This is a genomic window from Roseovarius sp. B-10 (assembly GCF_056859295.1).
Window position 1 is genome coordinate 91,330 of sequence record NZ_JBSXOE010000035.1, and the last position, 15,865, is coordinate 107,194.

Consider the following 15,865-nt stretch of genomic DNA (forward strand, 5'->3'; position numbering starts at 1 on the left):
CCTATGCCGCGTCTCGACGAAACCAAGGAGTTCATCCCGGTGCGCATCGCGCTGCTGACAGTGTCGGACACGCGCGACCTGACGCAGGACCGCTCGGGCGACGTGCTGGCCGAGCGGATCGAGGCGGCGGGCCACGCGCTGGCCGATCGCATGGTGGTGCGCGACGAACGCGACCAGATCGTCGAGCAATTGCGCGAATGGATCGCCAGCGCCGATATCGACGTGGTCATTTCCACCGGCGGCACCGGGCTCACCGGTCGCGATGTCACCGTCGAGGCGCATCGCGACGTCTACGAAAAAGAGATCGACGCATTCGGCACGGTTTTTACCATTGTTTCGATGCAAAAGATCGGCACCTCCGCCGTGCAGAGCCGCGCCACCGGCGGCGTCGCGGGCGGGACCTACCTCTTTGCCCTGCCCGGCAGCCCCGGTGCCTGTCGCGACGCCTGGGACGAAATCCTGTGCCACCAGTTCGATTACCGGCACCTGCCCTGTAATTTCGTGGAAATCATGCCGCGGCTCGACGAACATCAGCGCCGGAAATGAGCACGGCGCGCGTGTAAAGGGCCTCACGGCTTGGCATTTGCCCGGCAATGGCTAGATTCAACACTGTCCGCACGCCAGCCGGACCGGTTGCACGAGGGTGCGCGCCATGCGGTTTCTGCGCCAGGGATTACTGGGCCTCTTCATCCTGTCACTGACGGCGGGACTGCTTGGCTATGCCGGGCAAGTGATCCGGGACGCCGTCGAGGCGCGAATGGCGCATGAAACGAAAGCCCCCGAGAGGCGGGAGCGCGTGTTCGCGGTGCGCACCGTCACGCCCGAATCCGAAACCGTCACACCACAGCTCGCGGCGTTCGGCCGGATCGAGAGCCGCCGCACCCTCGATATCCGGGCGCAGGTCGCCGGTGAAATTGTCGAGCTTGCCGAGGGTTTCGTCGAGGGTGGCACCGTCGAGGCGGGGCAGTTCCTCGTGCGGATCGACCCGGCGCAGGCAGAGGACGCCCGCGAACGCGCGCGGATCGACCTCGCCGATGCCCGCGCCGAGGCGCGTGAGGCCGATCGCGCGCTGATCCTCGCGCGGGACGATCTCGCGGCGCGCGAGGATCAGACGGCACTTCAGTCCCGCGCGCTGGCGCGGCAACGCGACCTCGAATCGCGCGGCGTAGGCACCCTCACCGCGATCGAGAGCGCCGAATACAACGTCATGCAGGCGCGGCAGGCGATACTCGCGAGCCGTCAGGCACTGGCCGTCGCCGAGGCGCGCGTCGATCAGGCCGCGACATCGGTCTCACGCGCCGAACTGGCGCTGACAGAGGCCGGACGGCGGCTGGCCGAGACGCGGATCACCGCCGGGTTCTCTGGACGGCTGAACGAGGTGAGCGCGGTCGAGGGCGGGATCGTCGCGGTGGGCGAACAAATGGCTCGGCTGGTTGACGGGCGCGCGCTCGAGGCGGCATTTCGCGTCTCGACGGCGCAATACACACGGCTTCTGGACGCGGATGGCGCACTGATGCCCCTGCCCGTTACCGCCACGCTCGACAGCGGCGACACTTCGGTCCGCGCGACAGGCCATATCGCGCGCGAGGCCGCCGCCGTCGCCGAAGGCGAAAGCGGTCGCATGATCTTTGCCGCGCTGGGCGGCGCACCAGCGCTCAAACCCGGAGACTTCGTGCACGTCAGCGTCGAGGAACTGCCCCTCGACGGGGTCGTGCGGCTACCGGCATCGGCGCTGGGCGGGGATGGCACGGTACTCGCGGTGGGCGACGGGGATCGGCTCGAGGTGCTGCCGGTCACGCTGTTGCGGCGGCAGGTCAACGACGTGCTGCTCTCGGCCCCCGGCGTGGCCGGGCGCGAGATCGTGACCGAGCGCAGCCCGGCGCTCGGCCCCGGCCTCAAGGTGCGGCGCATCGGCAGGGAAGAGGCGGACACCGTGTCTCTGAGTTCCGAGCGGCGCGCGCGGCTGCGCGCTCAGGTCGAGGCCGACACCGCGCTCCCCGAACACGAACGCCGCCGCCTGCTGGCCGATCTCGCCCGACCGCGCGTGCCCGCGCGCACCGTGGCTCGGATCGAAGCCAGAGTCGGCGGATAACCCCCGTGGGCGGAATCATCCCTTTCTTCACCCGGCACCGAACGGCGGCCAACCTGTTGCTGATCCTGATGGTGGCGCTCGGGCTGATGGCCGCGCCGAACATGCGTGCGCAGTTCTTTCCCGACGTGGTGGTGGACAATGTCTCCGTTACGGTCGCCTGGGAGGGGGCGAGCGCCGAGGACGTGGACGCAGGGATCGTGCAGCTTGTCGAACCCGCGCTGCTGGCGGTCGAGGGGGTAACCGAGGCGCGCGCCACGAGCCGCGAGGGCAGCGCCGCGATGACCCTCGAATTCGAGCCCGGCTGGGACATGGGGCGCGCCGCCAACGAGGTCGAGTCCGCGCTGGGACAGATAACCGACCTGCCCGAGGATGCCGAGGAACCGGTGGTCCGCCGTGGCGCGTGGCGCGACCGCGTGACCGACGTGGTCATCACCGGGCCGGTCGGGGCGGAGCAACTGGCCCGTATCGCCGACGAATTCGTCGCCCGGCTGTTCGCCGCCGGGGTAACACGGGCGACCGTTTCGGGGGTGGCGGTGCCCGAAACGCGGGTCGAGGTGCCCGCGCACGCGCTCGTCGCCCATGACCTGAGCATGGCCGGGATCGCCGCCGCCATCGCCGCGCGCGTCGATGCCGCCCCGGCGGGCGACGTGACCGGGGCCAACGCGCGGCTGCGCACCGGCACCGAGCGACGCAGCCCTACCGAGATCGCCGCCATCCCGCTGCGTCTGCGGCCCGACGGCACGGCGCTGACGATCGGCGACGTGGCGACGGTGCGCGCGGGCGGCAGCGACCGCGGGCTGGCCTATTACGTGGGCGACGCCCCCGCCGTCACCGTCCGGGTGGACCGCCCCGCCGAGGGCGACGCGCTCGACGTGCAGGCAAAGGTGGAACAGATTGCGGGCGAGATGCTGCGCCGCCTGCCCGAGGGCGTAGCGATCGAGCTCGTGCGTACCCGGTCCGAGGCCATTTCAAGCCGCCTGACGATGCTTCTCGACAATGCAGCCACCGGGCTGGCGCTGGTGGTAGGGCTGCTGTTCCTTTTCCTCAACGCGCGCACGGCCTTCTGGGTGGCGGCGGGTATCCCGGTGGCGATGCTGGCGGCGCTGGCGCTGATGTATGCCGCGGGGCTCACGCTCAACATGATCTCGCTTTTCGCGATCATCATCACGCTGGGGATCGTGGTGGACGACGCCATCGTGGTGGGCGAGCACGCCGACGCCCGCCACCGCCGCTATGGCGAACCGCCCCCCATCGCCGCCGAACGCGCCGCCGGGCGCATGGCGCTGCCGGTCTTTTCCGCGACGCTAACGACACTGATCGCGTTCTTCGGGCTCGCGATCATAGGCGGGCGGTTCGGCAACCTCATCTACGACATCCCCTTCACCGTCATCGCCGTGCTGACGGCGAGCCTGCTGGAATGTTTCCTGATCCTGCCCAACCACATGGCCCACGCGCTGGCGCGTTCGGCACGCGAGCGGTGGTACGACATTCCGAGCCGGGTGACGAACCGCGGCTTCACGGCCTTTCGCGACCGTGCCTTCCGGCCACTCGTGGGGCTGGTGATCCGGGCGCGCTACGCGGTGCTGGCGGCGGCGGTGCTGCTGCTGGCCGTGCAGGTCGCGAGCGTGGTGCGCGGCGACGTGACGTGGCGGTTCTTCAACGCGCCCGAGCGCGGCAGCGTTACAGGCAATTTCGCGATGGCGCCGGGTGCCACGCGCGCCGACGCACTGGCGCAAATGCGCGCGCTGCAACAGGCGGTGGAGGATCTGGGCAAAGAATACGCCGCGCGCCACGGGCAGAACCCCGTGCAGCATGTGCTCGCGCAGGTGGGCGACCATGCCGGGCGCGGCATGGCCGGGTCCGAGACGCGCGAGGACGACCTCAAGGGCGGCATTTCCATCGAATTGATCGACGCCGACCTGCGCCCCTATTCCAGCTTCGCTTTCCTTGCGGACCTGCAGGAACGCGCGCCGCGCCTGCCGATGACCGAGGCGCTGAGCTTTCGCGGGTCGCGCTCGGGCCCCGGCGGGGACGCCATCGACATCGCCCTCTACGGGGCCACGGCAGAAACGCTCAAGGTCGCCGCCGAGGCGCTCAAGACGCGCCTGGCACAAGAGCCCGAGGTCTCGGCGCTGGAGGACACGCTGGCCTGGGACAAGGCCGAACTGGTGCTGGAACTGACGCCCCACGGGCAGGCGCTGGGTTTCGACATCGACGCGCTGGGGCGCACGCTGCGCAACAGGGTGAGCGGCATCGAGGCGGCGACATATCCCGACGGGCCGCGCTCTGCCACGGTGCGGGTGGAACTGCCCGAGGCGGACATGTCGGCGGACTTCCTCGACACCACGATGGTGCGCAGCGCCACCGGCCAATACGTGCCGGTGGCCGATATCGTCACAGTCACCACGCGCACCGGCTTTGCCACCGTGCGGCGCGAGAACGGGCTGCGGCTGGTGACGGTTACGGGCGACATCTCCGGCGACGACCCCGCCCGCGCCGCCGAAATCACCCGCGCTCTGGAGACCGAGATCCTGCCGCGCATCGCGGGCGAGCACCGGGTGGAATACCGCATGGGCGGTCTAGCCGAGCAGGAGGACGATTTCCTCGCCGATGCGCGGCTGGGGCTGATGCTGACGCTGCTGGGCATCTACCTCGTGCTGGCGCTGGTGTTTGCAAGCTGGGCGCGGCCGCTTGCGGTGATGGCCGTGATCCCCTTCGGCCTTGTCGGCGCGATCTGGGGGCATGCACATTGGGACGTGCCGCTGTCGATGTTCTCGGTGGTGGGGCTTCTGGGCATGACCGGCATCATCATCAACGACTCCATCGTGCTGGTGACCGCGATCGACGGGCACGCGCGGGGGCGCGGGCTGATCCCCGCCATCATCGAGGGCACGGCGGACCGGCTGCGCGCCGTGGTGCTGACCACGCTCACCACGGTAATGGGGCTCGCGCCGCTGCTGTTCGAGCGCTCGACACAGGCGCAGTTTCTCAAGCCGACGGTCATCACCCTGGTCTATGGCCTCGGCTTCGGCATGGTGCTGGTGTTGATCCTCGTACCCGCACTTCTGGCCATCGGGCGCGACCTGGGGCGGCCTTTCACGGCGCTGGCGCGCGGCTGGCGGGCGCGGCGTGGCGGCCTGGCGGCACTGATGCGGGGCACAGGTGCTGCGCTGGCGGCGTGGTTCGCGGCAACGGTAGGCTGGGTGCTGGCCACCGGCGCACTGCCCGCGCCGCTTGCGGGGCTCGTGCCGCTCGCACCGATGCAGGCGGCGCTGGTGTTGCAGGCGGGCGGGGCGGCAATACTGCTCTCACTGATCTGGATCGGGGCGATGGTGGCGACGTGCAGGCGCCGCCAAAGCGGCTTGCGCCGTCCCTGATCCGGCGCTACGCCTGCGCCATGCGGATCGTGCGCGACCATAGCTTTGCCACCGAGGCCGACCGGGGCGCGTCCGTCGCCATCGGCAATTTCGACGGCGTCCACATCGGTCATCGCCACGTGATCGACATCGCCCGCGACGCAGGCGCGCGGATCGGTGCACCTCTGGGCGTGTTGACCTTCGAGCCGCACCCGCGCGAATTCTTTGCCCCCGACGCCCCCCCCTTCCGGCTGATGAGCGCCGAGGCGCGTACCCACAGGCTGGAAAAAATCGGGGTCGAGCGGCTGTACGAACTGCCCTTCAACGCGGCCCTCGCGGGGCTCAGCCCGCGCGCCTTTGCCAGCGAGGTGCTGGCCGGTGGGCTGGGACTGCGCCACGTGGTGGTCGGCGCGGATTTCTGCTTCGGCAAGGGGCGCGCGGGCGACGCCGCCGACCTGCAGGCTTTCGGTGCGGAAATGGGCTTCGGCGTGACCATCGCCGACCTGCTCGAAGGCTCGGACGGACAAGTATCGTCGACCGCGATCCGGCAGGCACTCTCGGAAGGCCGCCCGCGCGATGCCGCGGAAATGCTGGGCCACTGGCACCGGATCGAAGGGCCGGTGGTGGGCGGCGAGCAGCGCGGACGCACGCTTGGATACCCGACGGCCAACATGTCCATCGCCGGGCTGCACCCGCCGCGCTTCGGCATCTACGCAGTGCTCGTGGACGTCCTCGACGGCCCGCATGCGGGGCAGTATCACGGTGCCGCCTCGCTCGGGCTGCGGCCCATGTTTCAGGGCCGGGTGCCCAATCTCGAAACCTTCCTGTTCGATTTCTCCGGCGACCTCTACGGCGCGCATCTCTCGGTCGGCCTCGTCGACTACCTCCGCCCCGAAGAGACATTCGACGGCCTCGACGCCTTCATCGCGCAGATGGATGCCGATTGTGCCCGCGCCCGCGACATCCTGGCCGCGACATGAGTGACGCCGACGATCCCATCGACCGCAGCGGCCTGCGCCCCCGCTTCTGGGAGACAACACCCCTCGACCGCATGACGCAGGCGGAATGGGAGGCGCTCTGCGACGGCTGTGGCAAGTGCTGCCTCAACAAGCTGGAGGATGACGAGACCGGCGAGGTGGCGCTGACCCGCGTCGCCTGCCGGCTCTTCGACGACACCACCTGCCGCTGCGCGCAATATCCGATCCGGCATCAATTCGTGCCGGAATGTATCTCGCTCAAGCCCCACACGATCGAGCGCCATGCCTACTGGCTGCCCGAAACCTGTGCGTACAAGCTGCTCCACGAGGGCAGGCCGCTCTTCGACTGGCACCCGCTCATCTCGGGCACGCCCGAGAGCGTGCACGCGGCGGGCGTCTCGGTTCAGCACAGGACCTTGCCGGAATTCGACGTGCCGGAAGAGGAGTGGGAAGATCACATCATAGAGGAGCCCACCTGATGCACTTCGCCTCCGACAATGCCGGTCCCGCCCTGCCACAGGTGATGGAGGCGATGATCGCCGCCAACGCGGGGCACGCCCCCTCCTACGGCGCCGAGGCGCTGATGGAAGAGGTCCGCGACCGGCTGCGCGACCTGTTCGAAGCCCCGCAGGCGAGCGTCTACCTCGTGGCCACCGGCACGGCGGCCAACGCGCTGGCGCTCGCCACCCTGTCGGAGCCGTGGCAGACCGTGTTCTGCACGCCGCTCGCGCATGTCCACACCGACGAATGCAACGCACCCGAGTTCTTTACCGGCGGCGCCAAGCTCAGCCTCGTGGGCACGGGCGACAAGATGACGCCGGATGAACTGGAGCGCGCCATCGGCGGCTGGCTCGCGGGCGACGTCCACAACCCGCAGCACGGACCGGTGTCGCTGACGCAGGCCACCGAACGCGGCCGCATCTATACCTGCGAGGAAATCGCCGCGCTCTGCGGCGTGGCGCGCGATCACGGCCTGCCCACCTACATGGACGGCGCGCGCTTTGCCAACGCGGCGGCGGCGCTCGGCTGCACCCCTGCCGAGATGACGTGGCGTGCGGGCATCGACGCCGTCAGCTTCGGCGGCACCAAGAACGGATGTCTCGGCGTCGAGGCGGTGATCTTCTTCAACCCCGAGAACGCCTGGGAATTCGAGCTGCGGCGCAAGCGCTCGGCGCATCTCTTCTCCAAGCACCGGTATCTCTCGGCGCAGATGCTGGGCTATGTCACGGCGGATGCTTGGCGCGACGCAGCGCAGATCGCCAATGCCCACGCCGCCAGGCTGGCCGAGGGCCTGCGGACCGTGCCGGGGGCCGAGATGGTGCACAACCGCGAGGTCAACATGATCTTCGCCCGGCTGCCGCGGGCCACCCACCGGCGGCTCAGGGCGGCGGGCGCGGCCTACGCGCTCTACGAGGGGCCGCTGGACGCAGGCCCGGACGAAGAGCCGCTGATGGCCCGATTCGTCTGCGACTGGTCGGTGGGCGAGGACGAGATCGACCGGTTTCTGGAGATGGCGGCGGGGTAGTTGCCTCTGGGCCCTCGGTAGCTCGGACGAAGGTCTGAGGGGCGGGTATGCGGACTCAGCCGCCGTTGGGCTGCTAAGCTAGCTCACCGTAGACAGGAAGTAATGGCCAATGATCTACGCGCCTGCCAGGCTCATAGTCAAAGAGAAGGGAAACAGTGCGGATGCTGGGGTGGGTCTTGATGCTTACATCTTCGAGCCACGATCGCGCTTCGGTCGAAGTTAGCCAAGTCTCAGCTGTGTGAATGAGTAGTACATCAATTTCTAGCTCAGCCTTCTTGTACTTTTCTCCTTTCTTGAAGATCAGCTCGTGCAACTTCGAGATTAACCGTTCTCGCGACCATTGCATATCCAAGAACAACTGCCCCGCGAATGGCATTTCATCCTTTGTGGCCCTTCTTTTGTGTTCTTGCTCAACGAGTTGCACGAGTTCAACCGTGAACCGTTGACCTCTGATCGAAACGAAGAAATCAGGCGGATCATTCGGGTTGGGCTGTGGCGTATCCATTTCAATGCCAAACTCCGCTTCGATAGACGCACGCCATTCTTCGATGGTCCTTTTTTCCACAATGCGCTTGTCGTCGCTGTTATCGTAATTGAATACACCAGCGTAGCCATGACCCTTGTTCATAATCCGAACATAGCGTTCCAAATCATCGTTCTTGTCGTCTTCTGTCATGATAGCCTTCCGCGACAGTAAAGTGTCTGAATATACGGGTTCAGCACTCCATCGCAAAGGCAGCAGTGTCACTCTGGGCCCCATCCCTCATTCCACCGTTACCCTCAAGGCGGCCGACGCCGTGCCCGATACCCTGCGTCCATCCAATGTCCCCATGCCACGCGGCGACCGCCACGCCCTCAGCCCGCGTAATCCGAATCGCTGACATGGTCGAGCCAGTCCGCCGTGCGCCCGTCCACCGATTCCTGGATGGCAAGGTGACACATCACGCGGTCCGGTGCCGCACCGTGCCAATGCTCCTCGCCGGGTGGAATCCAGACCGTGTCGCCTTCGCGGATCACCTCCACCGCGCCGCCGCGGGTGGCGACGCGGCCCACGCCCGACAGCACATGCAACGTCTGCCCGCGCGGATGCGTGTGCCACGCGGTGCGCGCGCCGGGCGCGAAGGTGACGCGCAGCGCGCGGACATCGGTCCCGGCCCCCTCGCCGATCACCGGCTCGTGCCAGACCGTGCCGGTGAAATACTCGGGATCGGCGGGACGGCTCGCGCGTGTATCTGTCCTGATGATTTCCATTGGCCACTCCCTTGTTTCGCTCCCGATCCTACGCCGCGCACCGCATGATGCAACGCCGCTTTTTCCCCGGCGACTCTCTTGACGGCCCGTGGCTTTGCGCTTAAGCACCGTTCACGGAATTCGGGGCGCTGCCTGTGGCGGTGCCCGTTTGTATTGAGACAGGGCCTCGATGCCCTCACCCAGAGACGAGGATGACCCCATGTCGCGCCGCTGCGAACTGACCGGAAAAGGCCCGATGGTCGGCAACAACTCGAGCCACGCCAACAACAAGACCAAGCGCCGGTACCTGCCGAACCTCAACGACGTGACGCTGCAATCGCAGACGCTGAACCGCGGCATCAAGCTGCGCATCTCGGCACACGCCCTGCGCAGCGTCGATCATCGCGGAGGGCTCGACGCCTTTCTCGCCAAGGCCAAGGACGAAGAGCTTTCGGCCGCCGCGCTGAAGGTCAAGAAAGAGATCGCCCGCGCACAGGCCGCCACCGCCTGAGCCCGGCCCGATCCGACAGACCAGCCCCGTCGCGCCGCGGCGGGGCTGTTTCGTTTTGTCGCTTGCCGCGCGCGCCCGGACCCGCCTATACCTTCGGGCGATGACAGCCTCGCGCGGCATAACCACTCTCGGGCTCTGCCTGTTTCTGGCGCTGACCAGCGTCACCCTCGCGGTGGCGCGCGGCGCGCCGGGGCCGGTGGGGGTGATGGTGATCTGCACCGGCGAGGGGATGCAACGACTGGCCGTCGATGCCGACGGACAGCCGGTGGCGCCACCGCATATCTGCCCCGACTGCCTGCTCGCCTTCCACGCCAGCCCGCTGCGCGATCCCCTGCCCGCCCCGCGCGCCGCCTGCACAACCGCGCGCACGCCCTTCGCCGAGGCGAGCCACGCCGCCGCGCCCGCGCGCCCGGCGATGCTGGCGCGCGCGCCGCCGCTCCGGGTCTGAGTTCACACTTTCCCGCAACCAGACCCACAGGAGCGACGCCATGTCCCTCAGATCCACCGCCTTCACGGCGCTTGCCGCCCTCACCCTCGCCGCGCCCGCCATGGCGCAGGAAATCCACGTGCTCGACCCCTACGCCCGCAGCGCCAGCCCGATGGCCCGGACCGGTGCGGCCTTCATGCTGATCGAGAATATCGGCGACGCGGATGATCGGCTGATCGGCGTCACTTCTCCCGCCGCCAAGCTGGCGCAGCTTCACACCCATCGCGAAAAAGACGGCGTGATGAAGATGGTCCATGTCGAGGAGGGCTTTGCCATCCCGGCGGGCGAGACCATTTTCCTCCAGCGCGGCGGCAACCACGTCATGCTCATGGGCCTGGCCGAGCCGTTCGAGCAGGGCAAGACCATCTCGCTCACCCTCGTCTTTGAGAAATCCGGCGAGATAGAGATCGAGGTGCCGGTCGATCTCGCGCGCAAGGCCGGGCAAGGTCACGGCGACTGAACGCCCGCCTCTCCGATAAGGCCCGCCACCCACTCGGGCACGACACGCGAGGCGCGGCCCTGCCGCGCCTCGTGGAAATCGCTTGCCACCGCAGACGCCTCCAGATTGATCTCGACGCAATGCGCGCCCGCGCCTGCCGCCTCCTGCGCAAATCCAGCCGCAGGCCAGACCTGCCCCGATGTGCCGATGGCCGCAAATAGGTCGGCACCGGCCAGATGGTCCAGAATCTCCTCCATCCGGTAGGGCATCTCGCCGAACCAGACCACGTCGGGGCGGCAGGCGCACGCACCGCAGGCCGGGCAGGCATCGGCGCGTGACATCTCCGGTGGCGCGTCCCACCGGTGGCCACAAGCGGCACAGAGCGCGCGCCCCAACTCTCCGTGCATGTGGATCACTCCCCGGCTCCCCGCCGCCTCGTGAAGGGCGTCCACGTTCTGCGTGACGATGACCACCTCGCCGGGGTGCGACGCCTGCAGCCGCGCAAGCGCCGCGTGCGCGGCATTGGGCCGGACGCCGGCGGCCTGCGCACGGCGGGCGTTGTAGAAACGGTGCACGCGGCCCGCGTCGCGGATAAATGCCTCGGGCGTGGCCACGTCCTCGATCCGGTGCTTGGCCCACAGGCCGCCCGCGTCGCGAAAGGTCGCGAGCCCGCTTTCCGCGGAAATCCCCGCGCCGGTGAGAATGACGATCTTTTCCATCGCGACCTCCCCGTCTATATCTGCCGGATCGGAGGCCCCATGACCACCCGGATTCTCTTTGTCTGCCTTGGCAATATCTGCCGCTCACCCGCCGCCGAGGGCGCGGTTCGCGCGCTGTTGCCGGGCGCCCAAACCGACAGCGCGGGCACGAGCGATTGGCATGTGGGCGAGCCGCCCTATGGCCCGATGCAGCACGCGGCACAGGCACGCGGCCTCGACATCTCGGACCTGCGCGCGCGGCAATTCGAGGCGGCAGATTTCGAGCGCTTCGACCTGATCGTCGCGATGGACGACAAGAATCGCCGCGCGATCGAGGCGCTGCGGCCAGCGCACTGCGCCACGCCGGTCACCCTGCTCACCGATTACGCGCCCGAGGCGCGTGCCGATCACGTCCCCGACCCCTATTACACGCGCGATTTCGACGGTGTGCTCGACCTGATCGAGAGCTGCGCGCGGGGTCTCGCCGCGCGGCTCTGATCCGCGCGCCCGTTCGGAAAGTCCGAAACCGGCTTTCACGTGCTGGAAAAACCCCGTCACATCCCCGGCAAATCGCTTGCCCGTCACGGCGCCGCGCCCCATTCCAAGAGGGGAAGGAGACCCGCACCATGCCGCTGACATACCTCAAGACCGCCCACGCAGAGCTGCCACAGGCCGCTGCCGATATCGCCGACACGGTGCAGGTCATGCTCGCGCGGCTGCGGGCGGGCGGCGCGCAGGTGGCGCTGGAATACGCTCGCGACCTCGATGGCTGGGACGGGCCGGTGACGCTCGGCGAGGCCGAGATCGCAGCCGCCTCAGGCCGCGTGCCGCAGGCGCTCAAGGACGATATCGCCTGGGCGCATCATAACATCTCGCGCTTTGCCGCCGCCCAGCGCGCCACCGCGCAGGACATGGAAATCGAGCTGCGCCCCGGCCTGATCGCCGGGCAGAAGCAGATCCCGGTGCGTGCGGCAGGATGTTACGTCCCCGGCGGGCGCTACAGCCACATCGCCTCAGCGCTAATGTCCATCGCCACCGCGCGAGAGGCCGGCGTGGGCGACATCACCGCCTGCTCGCCGCCCTCCGGGCCGGGCGGCATCCCCGATGCGCTGGTGCACACGATGCATCTGGCCGGGGCCACGCGCATCCTGTGCCTTGGTGGGGTGCAGGGCGTCGCGGCGATGGCCTTCGGCCTGTTCGGTGCCCCGGCGGCGGATATCCTCGTCGGTCCCGGCAACGCCTACGTGGCCGAGGCCAAGCGCCAGCTTTTCGGCCCCGTCGGCATCGACATGTTCGCAGGCCCCACCGACAGCCTCGTGCTCGCCGATGACAGCACCGATCCCGAGACCGTCGCCGCCGACCTCGTGGGACAGGCCGAGCACGGCGCCACCTCGCCGGTGTGGCTCGCGACCACCTCGCGCGCGCTGGCCGAGACGGTCATGGCGCGCGTGCCCGCGCTCATCGCCGCCCTGCCCGAACCAAACCGTACCGCCGCCGCGACCGCGTGGCGCGACCTGGGCGAGGTGGTGCTATGCGACAGCGCCGAGGAAATGGCCGCCCATGCCGACGACCGCGCGCCCGAGCACCTGCATGTGCAGGCCCGCGATCTCGACTGGTGGTTGGGTCGGCTCACCGCCTATGGCTCGCTGTTTCTGGGCGAACGAACGACCGTGGCCTTCGGCGACAAGGCGGCGGGGCCCAACCATGTCTTGCCCACCTCCGGGGCCGCGCGCTACACGGGGGGGCTGTCGGTGCACAAGTTCCTCAAGACGGTTACCTGGCAAAGGGTCGAACGCCAGGCGCTCGGCGATCTGGCCGGGGTGACGGCGCGGCTCAGCCGGGCGGAGGGGATGGAGGGGCACGCGCGCAGCGCCGATATCCGCATGGGCGCGGAGGACCGTGCCCTCACCTCGACGGGGTAGAGCGACCGATGAAAACCGTGGGCATTCTCGGGGGGATGGGGCCAGAGGCCACCATCCTCCTGATGCAAAAGGTGATGGCGGCAGTGCCCGCGCGCGACGATTCCGACCACGTGCCACTCCTCGTGCACCAGAACCCGCAGGTGCCCAGCCGCATCAAGGCGCTGATCGAGGGCACCGGAGAAGACCCCGGCCCCACCCTCGCGCGCATGGCCCGCGACCTCGAGGCAGGCGGCGCGCAGGCGCTCGCCATGCCGTGCAACACCGCGCATCACTACGCCCCGGCGGTTCGCGAGGCGACGGCGCTGCCGTTTCTCGACATGCTGGATCTGACCGCCGCGCATCTGGCAAGGGCGGGCGCGCGGCGCATCGGCATGCTCGCCTCGCCCGCAACCCGGCTCGCGGGAGTGTTCGACGCGCCCTTCGCCGCTCATGGCCTCACACCTGTCTTTCTCGAGGACGACGCGGCCCTCCTGTCGGTCATCCGCGCGGTCAAGGCGGGCGAAGCGCTTTCCGCGCTCCGTCCCCGCCTGCGCACCGAGGCCGAGGCCCTCATCGCGCAAGGAGCCGACCACCTGCTGATCGCCTGCACCGAACTCTCGCTGATGTCCGATGCATTACCGACGCAATACCGACAACATACCGACAGCCTCGATTGCCTGACCGCCGCCATCGTGGACTTCGCCCGCGCCTGATCCCGATCGTTCAAGTCCGTCACGGGAAATGGTACGCGCAAGGCCCTGGGCCCGGTCATGGACGCAGCGCATCAATGGGGCGGGACACATAGGCCCGACCTGACATAAGACAGGAGCATGGTGCTCCCGCGGCGTGGGGCGAGAGTGATGAGGGCTTGACTTGCGCGCCCCTCGGCGGGACCAGTTACCTTTCTGGATCAAATCGACGGAAATGCCATGCAGGTCTTGTTGAGAGAGGCGATAGGGATCGCACAGGGCGACGAGTCCCTCTTTTCCGATTTCGCGGATGGCGGCGAGATGTGGACCGCCGAGGGCACGCGCGAACGGCGCAAGCGGGTGGTCTTCGACCCGCCCTTCCGGGCCGCGCCGAGCGTCCACGTCGGCCTGTCGCTGTGGGATACCGATTGCAGGACCAACGCCCGCATGGAGGTGAGCGCCGACAACATTGCCGCGGGCGGGTTCGACATCGTCTTTCGAACCTGGGGCGACACGCGCATCGCCCGCGTGCGGGTACGCTGGATTGCCATCGGTGCGGCACATCACGAGGATGACTGGCGCGATCTCGAATGACCGCCGCGCTCAGGAGCGTCGCAAAAGACTGAGAAGCTGTTGCGAGGGCAGACCATCCGCCTCGGCCCCGACCGATCGCTGGAACGCCCGGATTGCAGCCACCGTATTGGGCCCCACGATCCCGTCGATCTTCTCCACCGCGAATCCCTTGCGCTTCAATCGGCGCTGCATTTCCTTGCGCTCGTCGAAGCTCAGCGGGTCATAGCCGCGCGGCCAACTCGCCTGGATGGGCGGGCCGCCCGCGATCCGGTCGGCAAGATGTCCCACCCCGAGCGCATAGGCATCGGCGTTGTTGTAGCGCTTGATGACGTCGAAATTGGCGAACACCATGAACGACGCCCCCGCCGGACCCGCCGGTTGCAGGATGCGCGCCGAGCCGTAATCGCGCACCGCGCGCCCGTCTGTCCCCACCACGCCGCGCGACGCCCAGTCCGAAGGCATCCGGCTGGTGTTGCCAAAGGACGCCCCGCGCGGCACGCGTACCTCCACACCCCAAGGCATCCCCTTGCGCCAGCCGAACCGCTTGAGATACGCCGCCGTCGAGGCCAGCGCATCGGTGGGATCGTCTGACCACACGTCGCGCCGACCGTCACCGGTGAAATCTACCGCATAGGCAAGATAGGAGGTCGGGATGAACTGCGTGTGCCCCATCGCGCCCGCCCAAGAGCCCTTCATATCGCGCGGGTTCACGTCGCCCGATTGCAGGATCTGCATCGCGGCAATCAACTGTTTCTCGAAGAATGCGCCGCGCCGCCCGTCATAGGCCAGAGTCGCCAGCGATTGCACCAGCGGCAGATCACCGAGCCGCGTGCCATAGGTGCTCTCCATACCCCAGACCGCCGTGACAATCTCCTTTTCCACGCCGTAATGCGCCTCAATCCGATTCAGCACGCGGCGATGGCGGCGCAGCGCGGCCCGCCCGTCCTCGACCCGTTTCGGCGAGGTCGCCGCGTCGAGATAATCCCATATCTCGCGCTTGAACTCGGATTGGTTGCGGTCCTTTGCCACCACCTCCGGGTCATAGCGCACGCCCTGAAAGGCGCGGTCGAACACGTCGCCACGGATACCCGCCGAGGCCGCTCGCGCCCGGAACCCGGCGATCCAGCGGTCAAAGCCCGTATTGCCGCTTGCCAGTGCGACGCGGGCACCGTCAGCCACATCGGGCCGGGCGCGCGGGCGCAGGCTGCGCACCGGCACGTCCACCGAGATCACCACCGCCGCACTCACCGCGCCGGACCCCGGCCGCAATTGCGGGCGCGGGGATTCCGTCACCGACGCCGCGACTGCCCCCCCGAAAAGGAGCGCCAACCCCGTTACCAACACCAGTCCTGCCCGCATCGCCTGTCTCCGCCTGCCCGGATTATTG

The 15,865-nt window shown here is 68.4% G+C and carries 17 protein-coding genes; 13 read left to right on the forward strand and 4 right to left on the reverse strand.

The genetic code is table 11. From position 1 onward, the window contains the following. Window positions 1–3: 3 nt before the first annotated feature. The 6 genes from moaB to AC13D8_RS12595 all read left to right on the forward strand — a co-directional run bounded on the left by moaB (window position 4) and on the right by AC13D8_RS12595 (window position 7,950). Window positions 4–546 carry a molybdenum cofactor biosynthesis protein B gene (moaB, locus tag AC13D8_RS12570; protein WP_482969122.1) on the forward strand — a complete coding sequence of 181 codons (543 nt, stop codon included), beginning with the start codon at window positions 4–6 and terminating at the stop codon, window positions 544–546. 106 nt (window positions 547–652) lie between these two features. Further along, on the forward strand, window positions 653–2,092 hold the full coding sequence (locus AC13D8_RS12575) for an efflux RND transporter periplasmic adaptor subunit (RefSeq protein WP_482969123.1): 1,440 nt from the start codon (window positions 653–655) through the stop codon (window positions 2,090–2,092). 5 nt (window positions 2,093–2,097) lie between these two features. Further along, entirely contained in the window at window positions 2,098–5,469 is a 3,372-nt protein-coding gene (locus AC13D8_RS12580; RefSeq protein WP_482969124.1) for an efflux RND transporter permease subunit, read from the forward strand. Window positions 5,470–5,489: 20 nt separating this feature from the next. Beyond that, on the forward strand, window positions 5,490–6,428 hold the full coding sequence (locus AC13D8_RS12585) for a bifunctional riboflavin kinase/FAD synthetase (RefSeq protein WP_482969229.1): 939 nt from the start codon (window positions 5,490–5,492) through the stop codon (window positions 6,426–6,428). Next, a complete protein-coding gene (locus tag AC13D8_RS12590) occupies window positions 6,425–6,904 on the forward strand; it encodes a YcgN family cysteine cluster protein (RefSeq protein WP_129434340.1) in 480 nt (159 codons plus the stop codon). Before AC13D8_RS12585 ends, AC13D8_RS12590 begins: the two co-directional genes overlap by 4 nt. Further along, entirely contained in the window at window positions 6,904–7,950 is a 1,047-nt protein-coding gene (locus AC13D8_RS12595) for a threonine aldolase family protein (protein ID WP_482969125.1), read from the forward strand. The genes AC13D8_RS12590 and AC13D8_RS12595 overlap by 1 nt, the downstream gene beginning before the upstream one ends. 73 nt (window positions 7,951–8,023) lie before the next feature. Here AC13D8_RS12595 and AC13D8_RS12600 read toward each other — a convergent pair whose 3' ends face one another. Both AC13D8_RS12600 and AC13D8_RS12605 read right to left on the reverse strand, forming a co-directional pair. Continuing rightward, window positions 8,024–8,626: a hypothetical protein gene (locus AC13D8_RS12600; protein WP_482969126.1), complete on the reverse strand. Its 603-nt coding sequence runs from the start codon at window positions 8,624–8,626 to the stop codon at window positions 8,024–8,026. A 179-nt stretch (window positions 8,627–8,805) separates the two neighbouring features. Then, window positions 8,806–9,201, reverse strand: a complete 396-nt coding sequence (locus AC13D8_RS12605; RefSeq protein ID WP_482969127.1) for a (R)-mandelonitrile lyase — start codon at window positions 9,199–9,201, stop codon at window positions 8,806–8,808. Window positions 9,202–9,400: 199 nt separating this feature from the next. Here AC13D8_RS12605 and rpmB point away from each other — a divergent pair, with 199 nt between their 5' ends. From rpmB to AC13D8_RS12620, 3 genes are all read left to right on the forward strand, one after another. Continuing rightward, the gene (gene rpmB / locus AC13D8_RS12610; protein WP_104019607.1) at window positions 9,401–9,691 is read left to right on the forward strand and encodes a 50S ribosomal protein L28; all 291 of its coding nucleotides are present in this window, start codon (window positions 9,401–9,403) and stop codon (window positions 9,689–9,691) included. A 100-nt stretch (window positions 9,692–9,791) separates the two neighbouring features. After that, complete coding sequence (locus AC13D8_RS12615; RefSeq protein ID WP_482969128.1) at window positions 9,792–10,139, forward strand: hypothetical protein; 348 nt, start codon at window positions 9,792–9,794, stop codon at window positions 10,137–10,139. A gap of 40 nt (window positions 10,140–10,179) precedes the next feature. Beyond that, the gene (locus tag AC13D8_RS12620) at window positions 10,180–10,638 is read left to right on the forward strand and encodes a copper chaperone PCu(A)C (RefSeq protein ID WP_482969129.1); all 459 of its coding nucleotides are present in this window, start codon (window positions 10,180–10,182) and stop codon (window positions 10,636–10,638) included. On the opposite strand, the gene AC13D8_RS12625 is transcribed toward AC13D8_RS12620, so the two are convergent. Then, window positions 10,626–11,336 (reverse strand): NAD-dependent deacylase, encoded by a 711-nt coding sequence (locus AC13D8_RS12625; RefSeq protein ID WP_482969130.1) that lies wholly within the window; start codon window positions 11,334–11,336, stop codon window positions 10,626–10,628. The genes AC13D8_RS12620 and AC13D8_RS12625 overlap by 13 nt on opposite strands. 39 nt (window positions 11,337–11,375) lie before the next feature. Between AC13D8_RS12625 and AC13D8_RS12630 the strand changes: the two genes are divergently transcribed. The 4 genes from AC13D8_RS12630 to AC13D8_RS12645 all read left to right on the forward strand — a co-directional run bounded on the left by AC13D8_RS12630 (window position 11,376) and on the right by AC13D8_RS12645 (window position 14,499). Then, window positions 11,376–11,813, forward strand: coding sequence for a low molecular weight protein-tyrosine-phosphatase (locus AC13D8_RS12630; protein WP_482969131.1), 438 nt, complete (start codon window positions 11,376–11,378; stop codon window positions 11,811–11,813). Between the two features lie 128 nt (window positions 11,814–11,941). Continuing rightward, complete coding sequence (gene hisD / locus AC13D8_RS12635) at window positions 11,942–13,237, forward strand: histidinol dehydrogenase (RefSeq protein WP_482969132.1); 1,296 nt, start codon at window positions 11,942–11,944, stop codon at window positions 13,235–13,237. Window positions 13,238–13,245: 8 nt separating this feature from the next. Continuing rightward, window positions 13,246–13,929 carry a cysteate racemase gene (gene cuyB, locus AC13D8_RS12640; RefSeq protein WP_482969133.1) on the forward strand — a complete coding sequence of 228 codons (684 nt, stop codon included), beginning with the start codon at window positions 13,246–13,248 and terminating at the stop codon, window positions 13,927–13,929. A 216-nt stretch (window positions 13,930–14,145) separates the two neighbouring features. After that, a complete protein-coding gene (locus AC13D8_RS12645; RefSeq protein WP_104019614.1) occupies window positions 14,146–14,499 on the forward strand; it encodes an H-type lectin domain-containing protein in 354 nt (117 codons plus the stop codon). A gap of 9 nt (window positions 14,500–14,508) precedes the next feature. On the opposite strand, the gene AC13D8_RS12650 is transcribed toward AC13D8_RS12645, so the two are convergent. Next, a complete protein-coding gene (locus AC13D8_RS12650) occupies window positions 14,509–15,837 on the reverse strand; it encodes a lytic murein transglycosylase (RefSeq protein WP_482969134.1) in 1,329 nt (442 codons plus the stop codon). Window positions 15,838–15,865: the final 28 nt, after the last annotated feature.